We start from the raw sequence: 15,695 nt of genomic DNA on the forward strand, positions 1-15,695 counted from the left end.
GGAGTGTCGTACATTGTTTCTTGCTATGAAAGAATTAAAGTATGGTAAATTACGCTTTCTGATGATTGGCGTTATAACTATTCTAATTGCTTGGCTAGTATTCATACTATCAGGATTAGGTAACGGCCTGTCTACTCTTAGTGCAGCAACCTTTAAAAATATGGATACCGATTATGTAACCTTTGAAGAGGGATCAAGAGCCTCTATGAGCCGATCGTTATTAAGTGAAACATTAACAGGGAAACTAGAAATCCAACCTCATGTTTCAGCGGTATCAGCAATGGGTGCCACTATGGGAACAGTAACAAATAATTCGAGTTCGAATAAAAATGAAAAAGTAGATATTGCCATTCTAGGAATCAATCCAGGTAGTTTTCTGGAACCTACTGTAGAAGAAGGAAAGCCCCTCGATGCAAATCAGTCTTTGGAAGTAATCGCGAATGATACTTTAAAGAAAAAGGGATTTAAAATTGGTGATACGTTGAAAATAGAAGGATCATTAGAAGAGTTGAAAATTGTCGGGTTTGTAAAAAATGAAACATACAATCATTTACCTGCAATTTTTACTACCTTAGATAAATGGCGCTCCATTCAATTTGCAGCACCTGGTTCTGATAAAGGGATTGAAAAACCTGTAAACGCAATTATGCTGCAAGGGGAGGAAATTGACTCCGAGAAACTAAATCAGGTCTTCAAAAATACTGAAACAGTAACTAAGGCCAAAGCCATACAGGGAATGCCCGGTTATAAAGAAGAGAATGGCACAATTATGATGATGCTTGCTTTCCTTTTGGCCATTTCGGCATTTGTACTGGGGGTATTCTTCTACGTACTTACCTTGCAAAAATCAAATCAGTTTGGCATATTGAAGGCCATCGGCGCCAGCAATCGTTTCCTCGGGAAAGCTATTGTATCCCAAGTATTTCTATTATCATTCATTAGTATTGCAGCAGGAATCTTGTTAACCTATGGGACAGCCCTTATTCTTCCTGATGAAATGCCATTTTCACTTGACCTTAAGTTAGTTGTCCTTTATGCCCTGTTCTTACTTGTCATTTCTATTTTAAGTTCATTAGTTTCAGTTAGGAAAATTACAAAAATAGACCCACTTCAAGCGATTGGGAGGATGGAATAAATGTCAGGTATACAATTAAAAAATGTCTCCAAACTGTATCAACAGGGGGGAAATCAAGTTCTTGCCCTTGATAATATATCCCTAACTGTGGAACAAGGTGAGTTTATAGCTGTTATTGGTCCATCAGGTTCGGGTAAAAGTACCTTTCTTGCCATTGCAGGCGCCTTACTCCAATCATCTGAAGGTGAAGTTATTCTTAACGGCAAAAGCCTTAATCAGTTAAACCAAAAGAACTTAGCTCAATTGCGGCTGGATGAAATAGGATTTATCCTACAAACTAGCAATCTTGTGCCTTATTTAACTGTTCTTGAACAATTACTTGTAGTAAAAAGAATGTCAGGGAAACTTTTAAAACAGGATAAGGAGTATGCAAAGGAGTTATTGCAAAGTCTGGGTTTAACAGAACAACTGAATAAGTTGCCAGAACAGTTATCTGGAGGAGAACGCCAACGTACGGCAATTGCCCGCGCATTTATAAACAGCCCGTCTATTATTCTGGCAGATGAGCCAACAGCTAGTCTGGATTCAAAAAGAGCTCATGAAGTGGTTCAACTCATAGCTATACAAGCAAAAACAAGAAACAAAGCAGCAATTATGGTTACCCATGACGAACGAATGCTTGAATACTGCGATAAAGTGTATCGAATGGAAGATGGCAAACTTAAACATGATGAATCTTTTAAAAACTTGAAAATTACCTCTACTAAAGGATAGAAATGTTTATAGAAAATTTAGGAGGACTAATCAATGATCATTGTAACAAACAGAATTAAAACGAAATTAGGTTTTGCTGCAAAAATGGCGCTGCTTTTAAAGAAACCCATGCAGGGTCAAATAACACGGAACAGGAATCTCCAATTTTGGGAAGTGAAATTATTTTTTCAGAGGTTGCTTCGGCTTTAGGGCCAATTGCATAATTACTTTTATTTGCGCACTAGTAAAATAAAAAGTAATAAATCTAGAAAGAGCTTTAAATAAATTCATTTACTAATAGTAATGTTTAAATTGCATAATGCTATACAATATTTACTCCAACGACCGATTGTGGAGTAAGAAAACATTAGATTCATTTTATTGTTGTAATAAATAGGGTCATTTGTAGTAAAAAGAGGATAGATAGAGCGAATTTTATTTAAGCTCTTCTATCCTTTTAATGTATATACATTTGATGTGTGAAATTTACTAAGTTTTTCTATTTAAAAAGCATCAGTTTTAACTTGGACTTGTAATCATTAACTGATTCCTTTTGCTTAATGAATGAAATTTTGAGGAATACATTCACGAACACCAGAATTTCTTAACGAGTTAAATAGGGCTGCACTGATTCTTAATAGAACATGGTTATCAGTGCCATTTTCTAAATCATAGATGACGAAGTAGGAATTATCCACCGAAAAAATACATTTTCGTTCTAAGTCAAACCCAGGTGGTACAGGTGGAAGCTTTAAAACGGGTACAACTACAGGTGTATCTCCTTCTTCTCTAATAAATCTGAAAGTTTGTCGGTCAATCTCATAGATATTTACTGGGTCAATCTCCACACCTTTATCTGGAACTGTAATTTCATCTTCAACTATTAGAAAAAAGCGCTCGTTCCGAAAGTTGAAAAGACTTCTTGCTCCAATTTCAAATGATGCCATTTTATTTTCACCTCCATTCCTATAAATAGGTTATTCGTATGGAATAAGATTCTTTGGACTATAAGGAAGGTAGAGTGAAAAATTATAAATAGAAATATTACTAAGAGTTGCTTTTACTACAGAAGCATACGTTGAACCATATACATTGTTATTTTCAATCGTGACAATATAATTCTATAGAACGAAAAGTAGAATGATTTATTCACTTCCATACACACTTACTAGCAATTGATAAAAAGTATTTACTATATTAATAAATATTTTTTTTAAAATAGTTATAGTGAAATCCCTTCACATTCTGTATATTTGTGTAGGAGGAGGAGATTTAATGGCAAGAAAATGGATGTTACCATTACTTTTATTAGTAAGTGTTCTGATGGTTGCGTGTAGTCAGGATCAAGAAAAAGAGAGCAATAAGGGTGGGGAAGTAGAAGTAACCATTCCAGCTTTATTTTTCGAGGGACAGGATATTGATTCTGTTATTTCAAAGGCGAAAAATAGTGGAATTAAGGAAGTCATTAAGAATGATGATGGTTCTTTAACGTATAAAATGTCTAAACCTGAGCACGAAGAAATGATGAAAGGCTTAAAAGAAGGTATTTTAGCAAGTGTAGATGAAATTAAAGCTAGTCAAGATTACAAATCTGTTAAAGATATTACTTATAATAAATCCTTTTCAGAATTCACACTTTCTGTAAACAAGAAAGAGTTCGACGGTAGTCTTGATACAATGGCCTCAGTTGGACTTGCTTTAACAGGTATGTACTATCAATTATTTAATGGTGCAGACGTTGAAGATTATAAAGTCACAGTAATTTATAAAGATGCATCTAGCGGAGAAGTATTTAATACCATTGTTTATCCAGATGATATAAATAAGAAGAAGTAATAAAAAGAAAACCTACATAGGTATATAGGAACGCTGTTGCCAAAAGTCGTTGAGACGTCCATTCTCGATGACTTTTGGCATTTTTTCTCTTTTATAGCCAGAATTTAATGAAAAGATTAATCAAAGACATGCCTACCTTTTATATTGGATGTTTTATCCTTACTAAAACATAAGTTTTTTGGACAATCCCTTAGAAAATCAGTATGGCTAAAAAACTATTCTAAAAGAAATTCTAAAATATGCTCTAAGTTGGTTGAGCTGCAGAGGGTTGTTGAGGCTGATGAAATGATACATGCAGAAGTTTCAGAGGACATATGATGTTATAGATGTCTTGCTTAAGAGAAAATAATGATTGAACCATTGTATCCCACAAGGTCCTTCTGCCTGATTGAGCAGGCAAAGGGAAACGTTGATTATTTTTCCTTTCGGGGTTTTCTAAGGTACGAAAAGGACATAACAGAAAGTCCTATAAAAAAGAATAGTATCGCAACATATTTATTTGGAATAAGTGAATTGTAATCGAGGGAACCTGTTAATCTTCCCATTCCACTTGAAATTAAGAGGGCAGCTAAAATAAATATGATATGTTTAATTATAGAATACTGTGTTTTCATTGCATATATACTCCTAATATTTGGGTCATTAACTTATAAAGGATAACATAATTGGGTAATGTTTGAAAATGTAGATTTATTCATGTAGTGCATAATATAAATACTGAATATTTCAACATAGAAAGTAGTGGCAAACGGCGAATAGGCAAGCACTTGCACCTTTTTATACAGGTAACGTAAAAATGGGTGTAACAGTATTTTTACTTGTTTGGTTTGTTCTTCACTTTGCATAAAATTGTGTATATTTCTTAACGTTGTAAATCCATATAAATCTGATGGAACCCCATGTTTGCGGGAGATATGATAAATCCATGCAATTTATTAGGAAAAGTAAATTAGTTTAAACTAGTTTACTTTTTTGAATCAGAATTACTAAGGGTCATCTTAGCTGCGTGAAAAGAGCCAATTACAACGAGGATTAAGAGTGTACTTCCATACACTCGAAAAGCACTTCGCACTTGGGTTGGAACGGTATACATGGTATATATGACAAAGTAGAACTATATGGAGAACGAAATAATAGGGATATCGCTAAAAAAAGATAAAAATCCTGTTACATGGGTAGCCATACTATTGCCCTGCTTAATAGACATAAAATTCCGATTTTTGAAGTTAGGGAGTATTTACATCAAAAAAAGGGACAGTTAACCGTCCCTCTTTTGATGTAAATACTTATTCACTTCTTCCCAATGAAAAAACTCTTACTCAATGACTATATCAATAGTTTGTTTAATTATTTCAACATTTTCAGCAGAGAATTTGACAACTAATTCATATTTTCCTGGAGTTAGTTTTTTTGTATCTACTGCTATAGGATACTCTAGTGCTTCATTAGGCTTTAATATTATTTTATCGCCTATTTTTCGTTTAGGAATATCATATATCAATGATTCAGGCAGGATATATTCCATGCTTCCTTCTGTTCTTTGTAACGAGAGACTTATATCATTTATTTTACTAAATATAATTGTAATTGGTTCTGTTTCAGCAGATGTAACTGAAAAATTAAATTTATTTATTGGAGTATTTTCAGATTCAAGTTTGAGTTCTCCAATTAAATGTAATTTTTTTTCTTGGTCATCATTATTAATTAATAAATATGAAATCAATACTACGACAATTAATACTAAAAACAAAATTATTTTTTTCAATTTAACCACCTCATTTAGGTATTTTTGTCTATATACTTTACGTTTTCATTATACCGTAATTTGATATTAATTCTAAATATGGAAGAATAATGGCATAAATTAAAAAATTTGCATTTAACTTTTCGGATTATTTTTATTTGTTACTCTCGGTACAAGTAATGCTTTTGCGTCAGAAGGTTTAACACAAGAAGAAGAAATTCTATTAAATGAAGTAGGGTTAGAAAATGAAGATTTAGAAATATTACCTTTGGAACAACTTAGAATGTTTATAGCAGAAGGTGCAGAAGTTGTATTAGAAGAGTCTGAAATAGTAACTTTTAATGAAATCCCTACTTTTGAAGAAGGGAGAATTATTACATTTGGAAGTATTAGTGAAAGTAAACTTAAAATCACTGGTAAAGCAGTGAAATTATCTAATAATAGCAGTGGTCAAAAAAGATATAATTTATATGGGACTTGGAAATGGATAACTGCTCCTATTAATACCTATGTTGATGGTATGTCAATTGGTTTTGAATCTGGACTTGGTATACTTCTGCCTACAAGTGGAGGTAAAATATCTGAGCATTCTCATGAATACGCTACATATGAAAGAGGAATAAAAAATCTTAGAGAACATAGTGTTTATCCAGATGATTGGGCTCCAGGTAATGGCGTTGCTGCTCTATATGATATTGTACAAGGTGGATCTGGTCATTCAGGATATATTAGTCAAAATGTTTATATGACAAATAGTACTGGTTCAACAAATCTTAAATTTGAATATGCACACGCAAGAACAATTTTCAATCCTTCATTTAGTGTTTCTAAAGGAGTATTCGGTGTTTCTGTTGGAAAAACAATAGATACAGCCGATTTTGCTTCTACATTAAATTGGTAAAATCCAATAGTTATATAGAAAATTTAGAGTTTTAAACGCAAATTTTTATACATGTGTTGTAGCGTCACAAAAAAGCCCCGAAAAGCTGTTAAACCAACGTTGTATAAAATGCTGCATATACAATAACTTATGATTTAACTAAAAAGGTAGTAATGATAAGAGTTTATCTTGTCGTTACTGCTTTTTTCTAATGTTATGTAAAGTGGAAATGCATGAACGTGAATAATTTTTTTAAACTTTTTTTGAAAAAAAGGCTGTTAAACTGAAATGAAATTACCTTTATAGAGAGTTAGATGGTTAGACAATCATAACAAATAAAAAATATCTATTTAGGAGGAATTACATTATAGCTTCATTTATTCTTGGTACTCGAAAAGGTACTTCATGAATCCACATGCAGGTATATTGCAATTGGATTATGTAATGGCTCTAGCTGTACAGTATTTAGAAACCAAAACAGCAGAGTCCACTATGGCAAATGGTTTGTCTCGTATTGAAATGGCAGGAGCTTTAGAAGTTGTTTTTGGCTCTTCAAGTAATACAACTGTTGCAAATCGTATCGCAGTGCATATTTGGCCAGAGACAAGTGTACGACAAAACTTTGCAACAGCTGATCGAGCTGGTGGTTATAAATCTGTTACAGTTAAGGTTATTTACACAGAAGTATACAATCATGCAACAGGACGTACTGTTTTGACAGTCATTGATTCTGCAACGGCTACTTCATATAACAAATAATATGTACAAAAAAACCTGCTTATTTAATCAGCAGTTTTTTTTAAATAATCTAACAGAAGAAATTGCAAAAAAACTAGGTATTTAAAAACAAGCTATCAATAAAGTTAAAAACCAGGCTTTTTAAAAAATTAGGCCGGAGTATTCAAAAAAATTGAAGTGATGTTGATGCCAATAAAAACTTTTAAAGTGAATAGAGAACTAATAGAAGTTAATAAAGAGGTAGCCGTCTTACTTCTAATAATGAGCTAATTGAAACTAATAGTCAGCAAAACCTAGAGGTCTTGAACGCCATTGTCCTGTTTGAAAACGAGTTTCATGTGTTAAAGATTCAAGAGCGCCTGCAGTTTATGGTTGGTTACTGATTGGGTTATTTTTATTTGCGGTATAGATATCAATGTATCAATTGACAGCTTCGTTATAATCAACATAAAAGTGGTTATCACGTGAAAATCGTCCACTTCCATTTGGTTCAGTCAAATAGGTTGCTATAGCAGGTGAAGATAATAAAATTGTATCGATATTGTGGGATGTTATCAGTACATAAAAAGTGCCACAGGATGTGGCAAAGAAATAATATTAACTTTAAGCACTTTAAATTTTTTCTTCTATATTATATAAAATAGTACAGTCTAAACTTTTTTACATTTTCATTTTACTAATGGGGGTACCTTTTTTTAAAAAAACCCAGCAAGTGCCCCACAAAGTACCCAATTAAATACATTTAAATACACTTATTTAGATAGTATAGAATCCCTCATAAATACAAACCCTTTTTATTATGTACATCAAAAATAAAAGCATCAGGGTAGAAACCAAGGTCATAAGTAATGCTTATCAAAAAAGATAATATTAATGTAATTTACTTATGAATATAAATACGTTATCATGGGTATTGGAGAAAAGATGCTACACTTTTATAAAGCCTTTTCAAAAAGATATATTTAGGGGGATCCGCAAATGGCACAAGGTAATTTACACAACAGCCGTGCATCATTCGAAGTGAATGGTAAAACTTACAATTACTATGACTTAGCTGCGATTGAAAAAGCTGGCGTTGCAAAAGTTTCAAACCTTCCTTACTCAATTAAAGTATTATTAGAATCTGTTTTACGTCAATATGATGCATATGTAATTAAAGAAGAGCACGTAAACGAATTAGCAAAATGGGGCAATGGTGCTGATCCAGAAGCAGAAGTACCATTCAAACCTTCTCGCGTTGTATTACAAGACTTTACTGGTGTACCAGTAGTTGTTGACCTTGCATCTCTTCGTTCAGCAATGAAGGAAATGGGCGGCGACCCAAGCAAAATCAACCCTGCTATTCCAGTTGACCTTGTAATTGACCACTCAGTACAAGTTGACAAATATGGTAATGCATCTGCATTACAAGCAAATATGGACCTAGAATTTGAACGTAATGCTGAGCGTTATAACTTCTTAAAATGGGCTCAAACTGCTTACAATAACTTCCGTGCTGTACCACCAGCAACAGGTATCGTTCACCAAGTAAACTTAGAGTACTTAGCTCCAGTTGTACACGTAAACGAAAATGCTGATGGCACATTCGAAACATTCCCAGATTCAGTAGTAGGTACTGACTCTCATACAACAATGATTAACGGTATCGGCGTTCTTGGATGGGGCGTAGGCGGTATCGAAGCTGAAGCAGGTATGCTTGGTCAGCCTTCATACTTCCCAATCCCAGAAGTTATCGGTGTTAAATTAGTGGGCGATCTTCCTAACGGAACTACTGCTACTGACTTAGCATTAAAAGTAACACAAGTATTACGTCAACGTGGCGTAGTTGGTAAATTCGTTGAGTTCTTCGGACCTGGCGTATCTAAATTACCACTAGCTGACCGTGCGACAATCTCAAACATGGCTCCTGAATATGGTGCTACATGTGGTTACTTCGCAATTGACGAAGAATCATTAAACTACATGCGTTTAACAGGTCGTGACGAAGAGCACATCGCGGTTGTTGAAGCTTACTTAAAAGCAAACCACATGTTCTTCGATCCATCTTTAGAGCCAGTTTACACTGACGTGTTAGAAGTAAACTTAGCTGATATCGAACCAAACCTTTCTGGTCCTAAACGTCCACAAGACTTAATTCCACTATCTCAAATGCGTTCTCGTTACAAAGAAGCAGTAGTGGCACCACAAGGTACACAAGGTTTCGGTTTAACTGAAGACGAATTCGCAAAAACTTCTGTAGCTAAATTTGCTGAAGGCGATGTAGAAATTCCAACAGGTGCTGTTGCAATTGCTGCGATCACTTCTTGTACAAATACATCTAACCCATACGTATTAATTGCTGCTGGATTAGTTGCGAAAAAAGCTGTAGAAAAAGGTCTTACAGTACCTAAATGGGTAAAAACTTCTTTAGCACCAGGTTCTAAAGTTGTAACTGGTTACCTTGAAGATTCAGGTTTACAAACATACCTTGACCAAATCGGCTTCAACACTGTAGGTTACGGCTGTACAACATGTATCGGTAACTCAGGTCCATTATTACCAGAAATCGAAGATGCTATTAAAGCAAAAGACTTATTCGTAACATCTGTTCTTTCTGGTAACCGTAACTTCGAAGGTCGTGTACACCCACTTGTAAAAGCTAACTACTTAGCTTCTCCACCACTTGTTGTTGCTTATGCACTTGCTGGTACAGTGGATATCGATCTACAAAAAGATTCATTTGGTAAAGACAAAGATGGTAACGAAGTATTCTTCGCTGATATCTGGCCTTCAACTGAAGAAGTAAACGCAGTATTAGGTACTGTTGTTAACCGTGAGCTATTCCAAAAAGAATACGAAACTGTATTCACAGCAAACGAAAAATGGAATGCAATTGAAACATCAACTGAGTCTCTATACACATTTGATGATAAATCAACTTACATTCAAAACCCACCATTCTTCCAAGGTCTTGCGAAAGAACCAGAAGCTATTAAAGGCTTAGACGGTTTACGCATTATGGCGAAGTTCGGTGACTCAATCACAACTGACCATATTTCTCCAGCTGGTGCAATCGGTAAAGATACACCTGCAGGTAAATATTTAATTGAAAACGGTGTTGCTATCCGTGACTTCAACTCTTATGGTTCTCGTCGTGGTAACCACGAAGTAATGATGCGTGGTACATTTGCAAACATCCGTATCCGTAACCAAGTTGCTCCAGGTACAGAAGGTGGTTTCACTACTTACTGGCCAACAGGTGAAGTAGAGTACATCTATGACGCATGTATGAAATACCAAGAGCAAGGTACTGGCTTAGTCGTACTTGCTGGTAACGACTACGGTATGGGTTCTTCTCGTGACTGGGCTGCGAAAGGTACATTCCTACTTGGCGTGAAAACTGTTATCGCACAATCTTACGAGCGTATCCACCGTTCTAACTTAGTAATGATGGGTGTTCTTCCACTTCAATTCATGCCAGGTGAATCTGCTGAAACATTAGGCTTAACTGGTAAGGAAGAAATCTCTGTAAACATTACTGATAACGTGAAACCACGTGAAATCTTAACAGTAACTGCTAAATCTGAAGACGGCACAGTTAAAACTTTCCAAGCTTTAGCTCGTTTCGACTCAGAAGTAGAAGTAGACTACTACCGTCATGGTGGTATCCTACAAATGGTTCTACGCGCAAAAGCTGCTGAGTAATCATGACATTAGAAAGCCGATCTCTTAGGAGGTCGGCTTTTTTGTTTGCTCATGAAATCCTTATGAAGTCATGGAGAGAAAATGAGAGAACAGCCAAAGTGATGGATAAAACGAGAAAGTGACGGATAGCGAGGCAGAAGTGACGGATAAAGCCCTAATGTGACAAAGAGGAAAAATCAAGAAGCTCGAATATTTCCAAATACATAGCATTTTCCCAAATGTTTATATAAAATTAAAGGGTAAGCCTTTAAATTTTTACATAAATGGGGGAAGATTTATCATGACAAAGAAAAATAAAAAGTTTTTTACGGCGGCAACTACGGCAGTGGCCTTGACGGCTGTAGCAGTTGTACCTGCATCGGCAGCTAGTCCATTTTCAGATGTGAGCGAAGATTATGCACATTTTAAAAGTATATCTACATTACATGCAGCAGATATAATTAATGGATTTCCTGATGGAACCTTTAAGCCAACATTGGACGTAACACGCGGACAAGCAGTGAAGATGATTGCAGGGGCTTTCGATCTTACAACAACGGATGTTGAAAATCCGAATTTCAAGGATGTCGATTCAACTAGTCCATACTATAAGGCGATTGTTACATTGGTTAATTTAGGTATTGTAAATGGCTATGAGGATGAAACTTTCAGACCTGATGAGACGATTACGCGTGGACAGATGGCGGTTATGGTGGCACAGGCAACAGGCTTAACAGCAGAAGGAAAAAGTCCATTTACGGATGTACCTCAAACTAGTCCATTTGCAGATGCTGTAACGGCATTGCATGAAGCAGGAATTGCGAAGGGCGTGACGGCAACAGAATTCGGGGTGGATAAAAATGTAACGCGTGGTCAGTTAGCAACATTTATTGTTAACGCCTTAGGCTTAGAACAGCCTTCAACTGGGGAAGATAAGGAGCCGGTAACGGAAGAAAAGCCTGAAGTAAACGATCAAGCATTGCTAGAAGAAGTGTTTACTAAGGCTTTAGCTAAGCAAAAAGAGGTAAAAAGCATGAAGGCTTCTATGACGATTTCACAGTCTGTAGAAGCAAACGATGGTAAGGAAACCATGAAAATGGATTCTAAAGGCAATATGAAGATGGAGATTGTTACAGAGCCGATGCAATTCTTTGCAGATGGTACCATGTCACTAACAGATCCAACTAGTGGTGAAGCGATTAATTTACCCATTAAAATGTATATGACAGCTAAAGATGGTATGTATATGTATGAGGCAGACCAGAAGGCTTGGGTAAAATTCCCGAAACAATTATTTGACGACGTTCTAAGTCAAACAGGCATGCAGCCAGATGCAGCGGAGCAATTAGAGATGCTTCAATCCTTTGCTGAGGATTTCACTTTAAAGGAAACAGCGAATCGTTATGAATTAACCTTGAAAGGTGCTGGTGATAAATTTACAGAGTTGGTGAAGCAGCAAATTGGTGCCATGGATTTAGGTATGGATGCTGATTTAGATAGCCAATTAGGCAATATGTCTTTTGATAGCCTCACATACAAATTGGTGATTAATAAAAAAACATTTGATGTAGAAGAAATTGCTATGGATATGACATTAGGTATGAAAGTAGAAGGCAATTCCATTAAAACAAAACAGCAAATGACGATCAAATATCATGATTTCAATGCTGTGACGACTATTACCATTCCAAAAGATGTGTTAGACAATGCGAAGGAAATAGATTTAAGCACAACTGAAACAGTACCACCAGTAAGCAAATAAACGTGAATCAAAAAGTAGGTTACGCCAAATATATGGTGTAGCCTACTTTTTTATCAATTAACGAAAGCCCATTAAGTCTTTTACTCTTGCTGTATTTGAGGTAGATGTCAGTGTTTCCAGTAAACGAAAGGCTACATCAAAGGCTGTTCCTGGATTGGAGGAAGTAATAATATGGTCTGTTTGTACAATTCGCTCGTTGACAACTGTCGCCCCAAAGCTTGCTAGCTGCGCTAATCGTTTACTAGTTGGATGATTGTAGGTTGTCGCCTGACGATTGTGGAGAATACCGCTATGTCCTAATATTAAGGAAGCCACACAAATCGTTGCTATTGGTTTTTGCTGATCGTCAAAATGTCGAACAACCCTTTGAAATTCCTCGCTAAAGGCATCCTCATAAAATCCCGCTTCCTCAAAGCCACCTGGAATAGCCAAGGCATCAAAGTCGGCTAAATCAATTTCATGCAGCAATTTTTCAGGAGTGACCTTAAAATTCCATGTGCATTGAAGCTGTGTATGTAATCCTACCGTGACAACCTCTGTTGTTCCATCACCCTCCCATTTATTCCAACCTAGTACATCTGTAAAAACACTTGCTTCCACAGCCTCGAAGCCATTTGCTAAAAGTAACATTATTTTTTTCATTTGTTCTGCCTCCTTTATGCTTTTATTGTAATTAAAGAAGCTAATCGTTAACAGAAGCTATATAATGTAATTTAGATAAATCTCCTTATTAAAACAGGAATTATATAAATAAAAGTTAATTAAGAAAGGTGATTAATGGTGGATCAAATTGATATTCACATTTTACAGCAGTTACAGCAGAATGCTAAAATTTCGATGAAAGAATTAGCCGCTACTGTTCATTTATCTTCTCCCGCTGTAATAGAACGCGTCAAAAAGCTCGAGGAACAAGGTGTGATTGAAGGGTATCACACTAAAGTAAACATCAAAAAAATGGACCGTACGATTCAAGCGATTATTTTATTTAAATCCATCGATTGTAAAAGTCTATCTGCTTTTTGTAATAGCCACCCGGATGTACTCGAATGTTATCGCGTAGCAGGGGAGATTAGCTATATTGTCAAACTAGCAACCTATTCTGTAGAAACATTAGAGCAATTTATTGATGCGACCATGCCCTATGGTACACCCTCTACTAATATCGTGTTATCTGCAAACGAAAAAATGGTGATTACACCTTTTACGGATCTTAACGATAATATGTAGGCTCAGGCGACTTCTGCAAAGCTTCCCTTTAGTAATGTCTTAAAAATGGTGATGGAGTGGAAGTGCCATATTACGAGACGAATGGCAAATCAGTATGAATGTGCACATCGACCAACATGTTCAATAACTAAGTCTGTTTCAAATGGCAGGCTTTTTTTGTTTGTATCCAACCTTTTAATCTTTTCTGGTTTCAGTTACAATAGTTGTAATATTTTTCTAATTAAAGAGGTGGTCAGTTGATATTCGCTCTATTGGATAATGGGACTGCTTTTTTCCTAAGCCTGCCACTCCTACTCATTTATTTAAAAAGTAGGTCCCGGGATGAGTCCACTTGGCGCTGGTCGATGTCATTATGGATTGTTAATTACTTAGGCATTCGATATTTTGTCTCGTTTGGAGATGTGTTTTGGGTAGTCCTATGTTGGCAGTTACTATTTTTGTGGCCTATAAGTATTGCTATGTATATCCATTTATTCAACAAAGAAAAGAATTTGGCATTTTACATAGGTTTGAAGAAGAAGCATGTACTTCTTGTAGCGTCCTTCATGGTTCTATTCGGTGGTACTCTAGTTTATTCACTATTTCAGGCAAATGAGCAGGTAATTGTTTTTCACCGGCAGGTAATGGAAGAAATTGAGTCTAATCCGGATCGTCAAGAATATTTAATGTATCATACAATTGCACCTTCTACACTTCTTGGTGTAACCGATGATATAGCTGAGGTTCGTAGAGGGCAAATATATGCTTCCACCTTACCCTGGCGTAGCAGGGTAATTGTGCACACGGATGATTGGCAAAAGGAATTTACATATGTCCGTTTTAATAATGGTTGGAAGTTAGAGGGGCTCTACCGGGAGAACATAACCATAAGGAATAAAGGGGAGTTTGACAATTGATACAGGATATATTGATGGCAGGTGATTTAAAAGATAAGCTAAGCACAATAAAACAGCGTCAAACAACATGGGAACAAGTGAATCAAGAACAGCTATTACAGTCCATGCTAGCCCATATCGGCTCGACCGATAGTGAGCTAAGAGATACCTATATTTATAGTGGCTTCTATGAATGGATACTCGAAAAAAATTTGTTAGATATCGTTATAGGACAGACCTCTGGCATTACTGCTTGAACCATTTATTATGGAAAGATATTGAGGAAGTGGCATCAGATGGGGTCTTTACTCGTTCCTTTACAACTTTATTGGTTGCATTTATTTTAGCAAGAGATTTAGAGGATGATTTTTTAACGCAGGACAGGATAGACGAAGGTCAAACAAAATTACTGGCTTTTGTAAAAGAAGAAATGGATGGAAGGGCTTTGTACCTGGCAAGGGATGGGCGCATAGTGTAGCACATGTATCAGGTGCGATCGATGAACTTGTGAAAAATCCTAAAATAAAGAAAACTGCATATGTTGATATGTTACATGCATTAGGGTCCATTTATTTACAGCCTCAATATATCTTTATTCATGATGAGGATGAAAGGCTGTTAGTACCCATTTTTGCGATGTTGGAGCGAGGCTTAGCACAAAATGAGGTAGTCTGATCATTCCAGTAAATTCCATCAATCCTATCCACATTAAAAGATTAAGTGGACGAAGAGTATTTTTATCATGTAAGGTTTAATAGTAAAACATTGCTAAAGAGCTTTTTTATTCAAACGAATCACCAAGCTCAGTATGCAACCTTGCATCAAAGCATTATCACTTGTCTAAATGAGATTAATTAAGATTGTCCACCGTTGACAGACAATTGGTAAATCTGATAAGATGAGTGACAATAAAAGCATACAAATTCGTTGATGAGAAAAAGTAATGTTTCATTTTGTTCTACAGAGAGCCGACATTTGGTGGAAGTCGGTGTGCAGGTGTTACATGAAAATCCTCTCTGAGAAGGTTGGCTGAAAACAGTAAGCTAACCCGGGTGTCTACCGTTAAAAAGAACACGTATGATAGTACGTTGCTGAGTGCTATTGACTGGCGTCAATAGAATTAGGGTGGTATTCGCGGTTAA

General features: G+C 35.9%; 13 protein-coding genes, 1 pseudogene and 1 other annotated feature (1 of these 15 running past the window's edge). Of the genes and pseudogenes, 11 read left to right on the forward strand and 3 right to left on the reverse strand.

Features of this window, described 5'->3' with window-relative positions:
- Positions 1-13: 13 nt before the first annotated feature.
- Together ACOZBY_RS10165 and ACOZBY_RS10170 are read left to right on the forward strand one after the other, a co-directional pair.
- On the forward strand, positions 14-1,135 hold the full coding sequence (locus ACOZBY_RS10165; protein WP_422762206.1) for an ABC transporter permease: 1,122 nt from the start codon (positions 14-16) through the stop codon (positions 1,133-1,135).
- The gene (locus ACOZBY_RS10170) at positions 1,136-1,849 is read left to right on the forward strand and encodes an ABC transporter ATP-binding protein (RefSeq protein ID WP_422762208.1); all 714 of its coding nucleotides are present in this window, start codon (positions 1,136-1,138) and stop codon (positions 1,847-1,849) included.
- 536 nt (positions 1,850-2,385) lie between these two features.
- Here the strand turns inward: ACOZBY_RS10170 and ACOZBY_RS10175 are convergent.
- Entirely contained in the window at positions 2,386-2,775 is a 390-nt protein-coding gene (locus ACOZBY_RS10175; protein WP_012294664.1) for a hypothetical protein, read from the reverse strand.
- Between the two features lie 328 nt (positions 2,776-3,103).
- Here ACOZBY_RS10175 and ACOZBY_RS10180 point away from each other — a divergent pair, with 328 nt between their 5' ends.
- Positions 3,104-3,664: a hypothetical protein gene (locus ACOZBY_RS10180; protein ID WP_422762210.1), complete on the forward strand. Its 561-nt coding sequence runs from the start codon at positions 3,104-3,106 to the stop codon at positions 3,662-3,664.
- Between the two features lie 1,315 nt (positions 3,665-4,979).
- Here ACOZBY_RS10180 and ACOZBY_RS10185 read toward each other — a convergent pair.
- Positions 4,980-5,429, reverse strand: coding sequence for a hypothetical protein (locus ACOZBY_RS10185; RefSeq protein ID WP_099805899.1), 450 nt, complete (start codon positions 5,427-5,429; stop codon positions 4,980-4,982).
- Positions 5,430-5,691: 262 nt separating this feature from the next.
- On the opposite strand from ACOZBY_RS10185, the gene ACOZBY_RS10190 reads away from it, so the two are divergent.
- The 4 genes from ACOZBY_RS10190 to ACOZBY_RS10205 all read left to right on the forward strand — a co-directional run bounded on the left by ACOZBY_RS10190 (position 5,692) and on the right by ACOZBY_RS10205 (position 12,451).
- The gene (locus ACOZBY_RS10190; protein WP_422762212.1) at positions 5,692-6,309 is read left to right on the forward strand and encodes a hypothetical protein; all 618 of its coding nucleotides are present in this window, start codon (positions 5,692-5,694) and stop codon (positions 6,307-6,309) included.
- Between the two features lie 384 nt (positions 6,310-6,693).
- On the forward strand, positions 6,694-7,047 hold the full coding sequence (locus ACOZBY_RS10195) for a hypothetical protein (RefSeq protein ID WP_422762213.1): 354 nt from the start codon (positions 6,694-6,696) through the stop codon (positions 7,045-7,047).
- A 957-nt stretch (positions 7,048-8,004) separates the two neighbouring features.
- Positions 8,005-10,710, forward strand: a complete 2,706-nt coding sequence (gene acnA / locus ACOZBY_RS10200) for an aconitate hydratase AcnA (RefSeq protein ID WP_099805897.1) — start codon at positions 8,005-8,007, stop codon at positions 10,708-10,710.
- Positions 10,711-10,990: 280 nt separating this feature from the next.
- Complete coding sequence (locus ACOZBY_RS10205; RefSeq protein ID WP_422762215.1) at positions 10,991-12,451, forward strand: DUF6612 family protein; 1,461 nt, start codon at positions 10,991-10,993, stop codon at positions 12,449-12,451.
- 57 nt (positions 12,452-12,508) lie between these two features.
- On the opposite strand, the gene ACOZBY_RS10210 is transcribed toward ACOZBY_RS10205, so the two are convergent.
- Complete coding sequence (locus ACOZBY_RS10210; protein ID WP_031416068.1) at positions 12,509-13,093, reverse strand: DJ-1/PfpI family protein; 585 nt, start codon at positions 13,091-13,093, stop codon at positions 12,509-12,511.
- A 138-nt stretch (positions 13,094-13,231) separates the two neighbouring features.
- Here ACOZBY_RS10210 and ACOZBY_RS10215 point away from each other — a divergent pair, with 138 nt between their 5' ends.
- The 4 genes and pseudogenes from ACOZBY_RS10215 to ACOZBY_RS10230 all read left to right on the forward strand — a co-directional run bounded on the left by ACOZBY_RS10215 (position 13,232) and on the right by ACOZBY_RS10230 (position 15,228).
- Positions 13,232-13,678 carry an Lrp/AsnC family transcriptional regulator gene (locus tag ACOZBY_RS10215; RefSeq protein WP_031416066.1) on the forward strand — a complete coding sequence of 149 codons (447 nt, stop codon included), beginning with the start codon at positions 13,232-13,234 and terminating at the stop codon, positions 13,676-13,678.
- A gap of 344 nt (positions 13,679-14,022) precedes the next feature.
- Complete coding sequence (locus ACOZBY_RS10220) at positions 14,023-14,574, forward strand: hypothetical protein (RefSeq protein ID WP_422762217.1); 552 nt, start codon at positions 14,023-14,025, stop codon at positions 14,572-14,574.
- Positions 14,571-14,810: a hypothetical protein gene (locus ACOZBY_RS10225; protein ID WP_227256849.1), complete on the forward strand. Its 240-nt coding sequence runs from the start codon at positions 14,571-14,573 to the stop codon at positions 14,808-14,810. Before ACOZBY_RS10220 ends, ACOZBY_RS10225 begins: the two co-directional genes overlap by 4 nt.
- Positions 14,747-15,228 (forward strand): annotated as a pseudogene (locus ACOZBY_RS10230) (DUF2785 domain-containing protein). The gene ACOZBY_RS10225 and the pseudogene ACOZBY_RS10230 overlap by 64 nt, the downstream one beginning before the upstream one ends.
- 243 nt (positions 15,229-15,471) lie before the next feature.
- Positions 15,472-15,695: a binding site (T-box leader), on the forward strand; it runs 13 nt beyond the window's last position.

Source organism: Lysinibacillus sp. NPDC056220, from assembly GCF_049315265.1.
GTDB classification, from domain to species: domain Bacteria; phylum Bacillota; class Bacilli; order Bacillales_A; family Planococcaceae; genus Lysinibacillus; species Lysinibacillus pinottii.

Coding starts and splice junctions, on each gene's coding strand:
- ACOZBY_RS10205 (WP_422762215.1), top strand. CDS start 10,991: ATGACAAAGAAAAATAAAAAGTTTTTTACGGCGGCAACTACGGCAGTG.
- ACOZBY_RS10210 (WP_031416068.1), bottom strand. CDS start 13,093: ATGAAAAAAATAATGTTACTTTTAGCAAATGGCTTCGAGGCTGTGGAA.
- ACOZBY_RS10180 (WP_422762210.1), top strand. CDS start 3,104: ATGGCAAGAAAATGGATGTTACCATTACTTTTATTAGTAAGTGTTCTG.
- ACOZBY_RS10190 (WP_422762212.1), top strand. CDS start 5,692: ATGTTTATAGCAGAAGGTGCAGAAGTTGTATTAGAAGAGTCTGAAATA.
- ACOZBY_RS10170 (WP_422762208.1), top strand. CDS start 1,136: ATGTCAGGTATACAATTAAAAAATGTCTCCAAACTGTATCAACAGGGG.
- acnA (WP_099805897.1), top strand. CDS start 8,005: ATGGCACAAGGTAATTTACACAACAGCCGTGCATCATTCGAAGTGAAT.
- ACOZBY_RS10220 (WP_422762217.1), top strand. CDS start 14,023: ATGTCATTATGGATTGTTAATTACTTAGGCATTCGATATTTTGTCTCG.
- ACOZBY_RS10195 (WP_422762213.1), top strand. CDS start 6,694: ATGAATCCACATGCAGGTATATTGCAATTGGATTATGTAATGGCTCTA.
- ACOZBY_RS10175 (WP_012294664.1), bottom strand. CDS start 2,775: ATGGCATCATTTGAAATTGGAGCAAGAAGTCTTTTCAACTTTCGGAAC.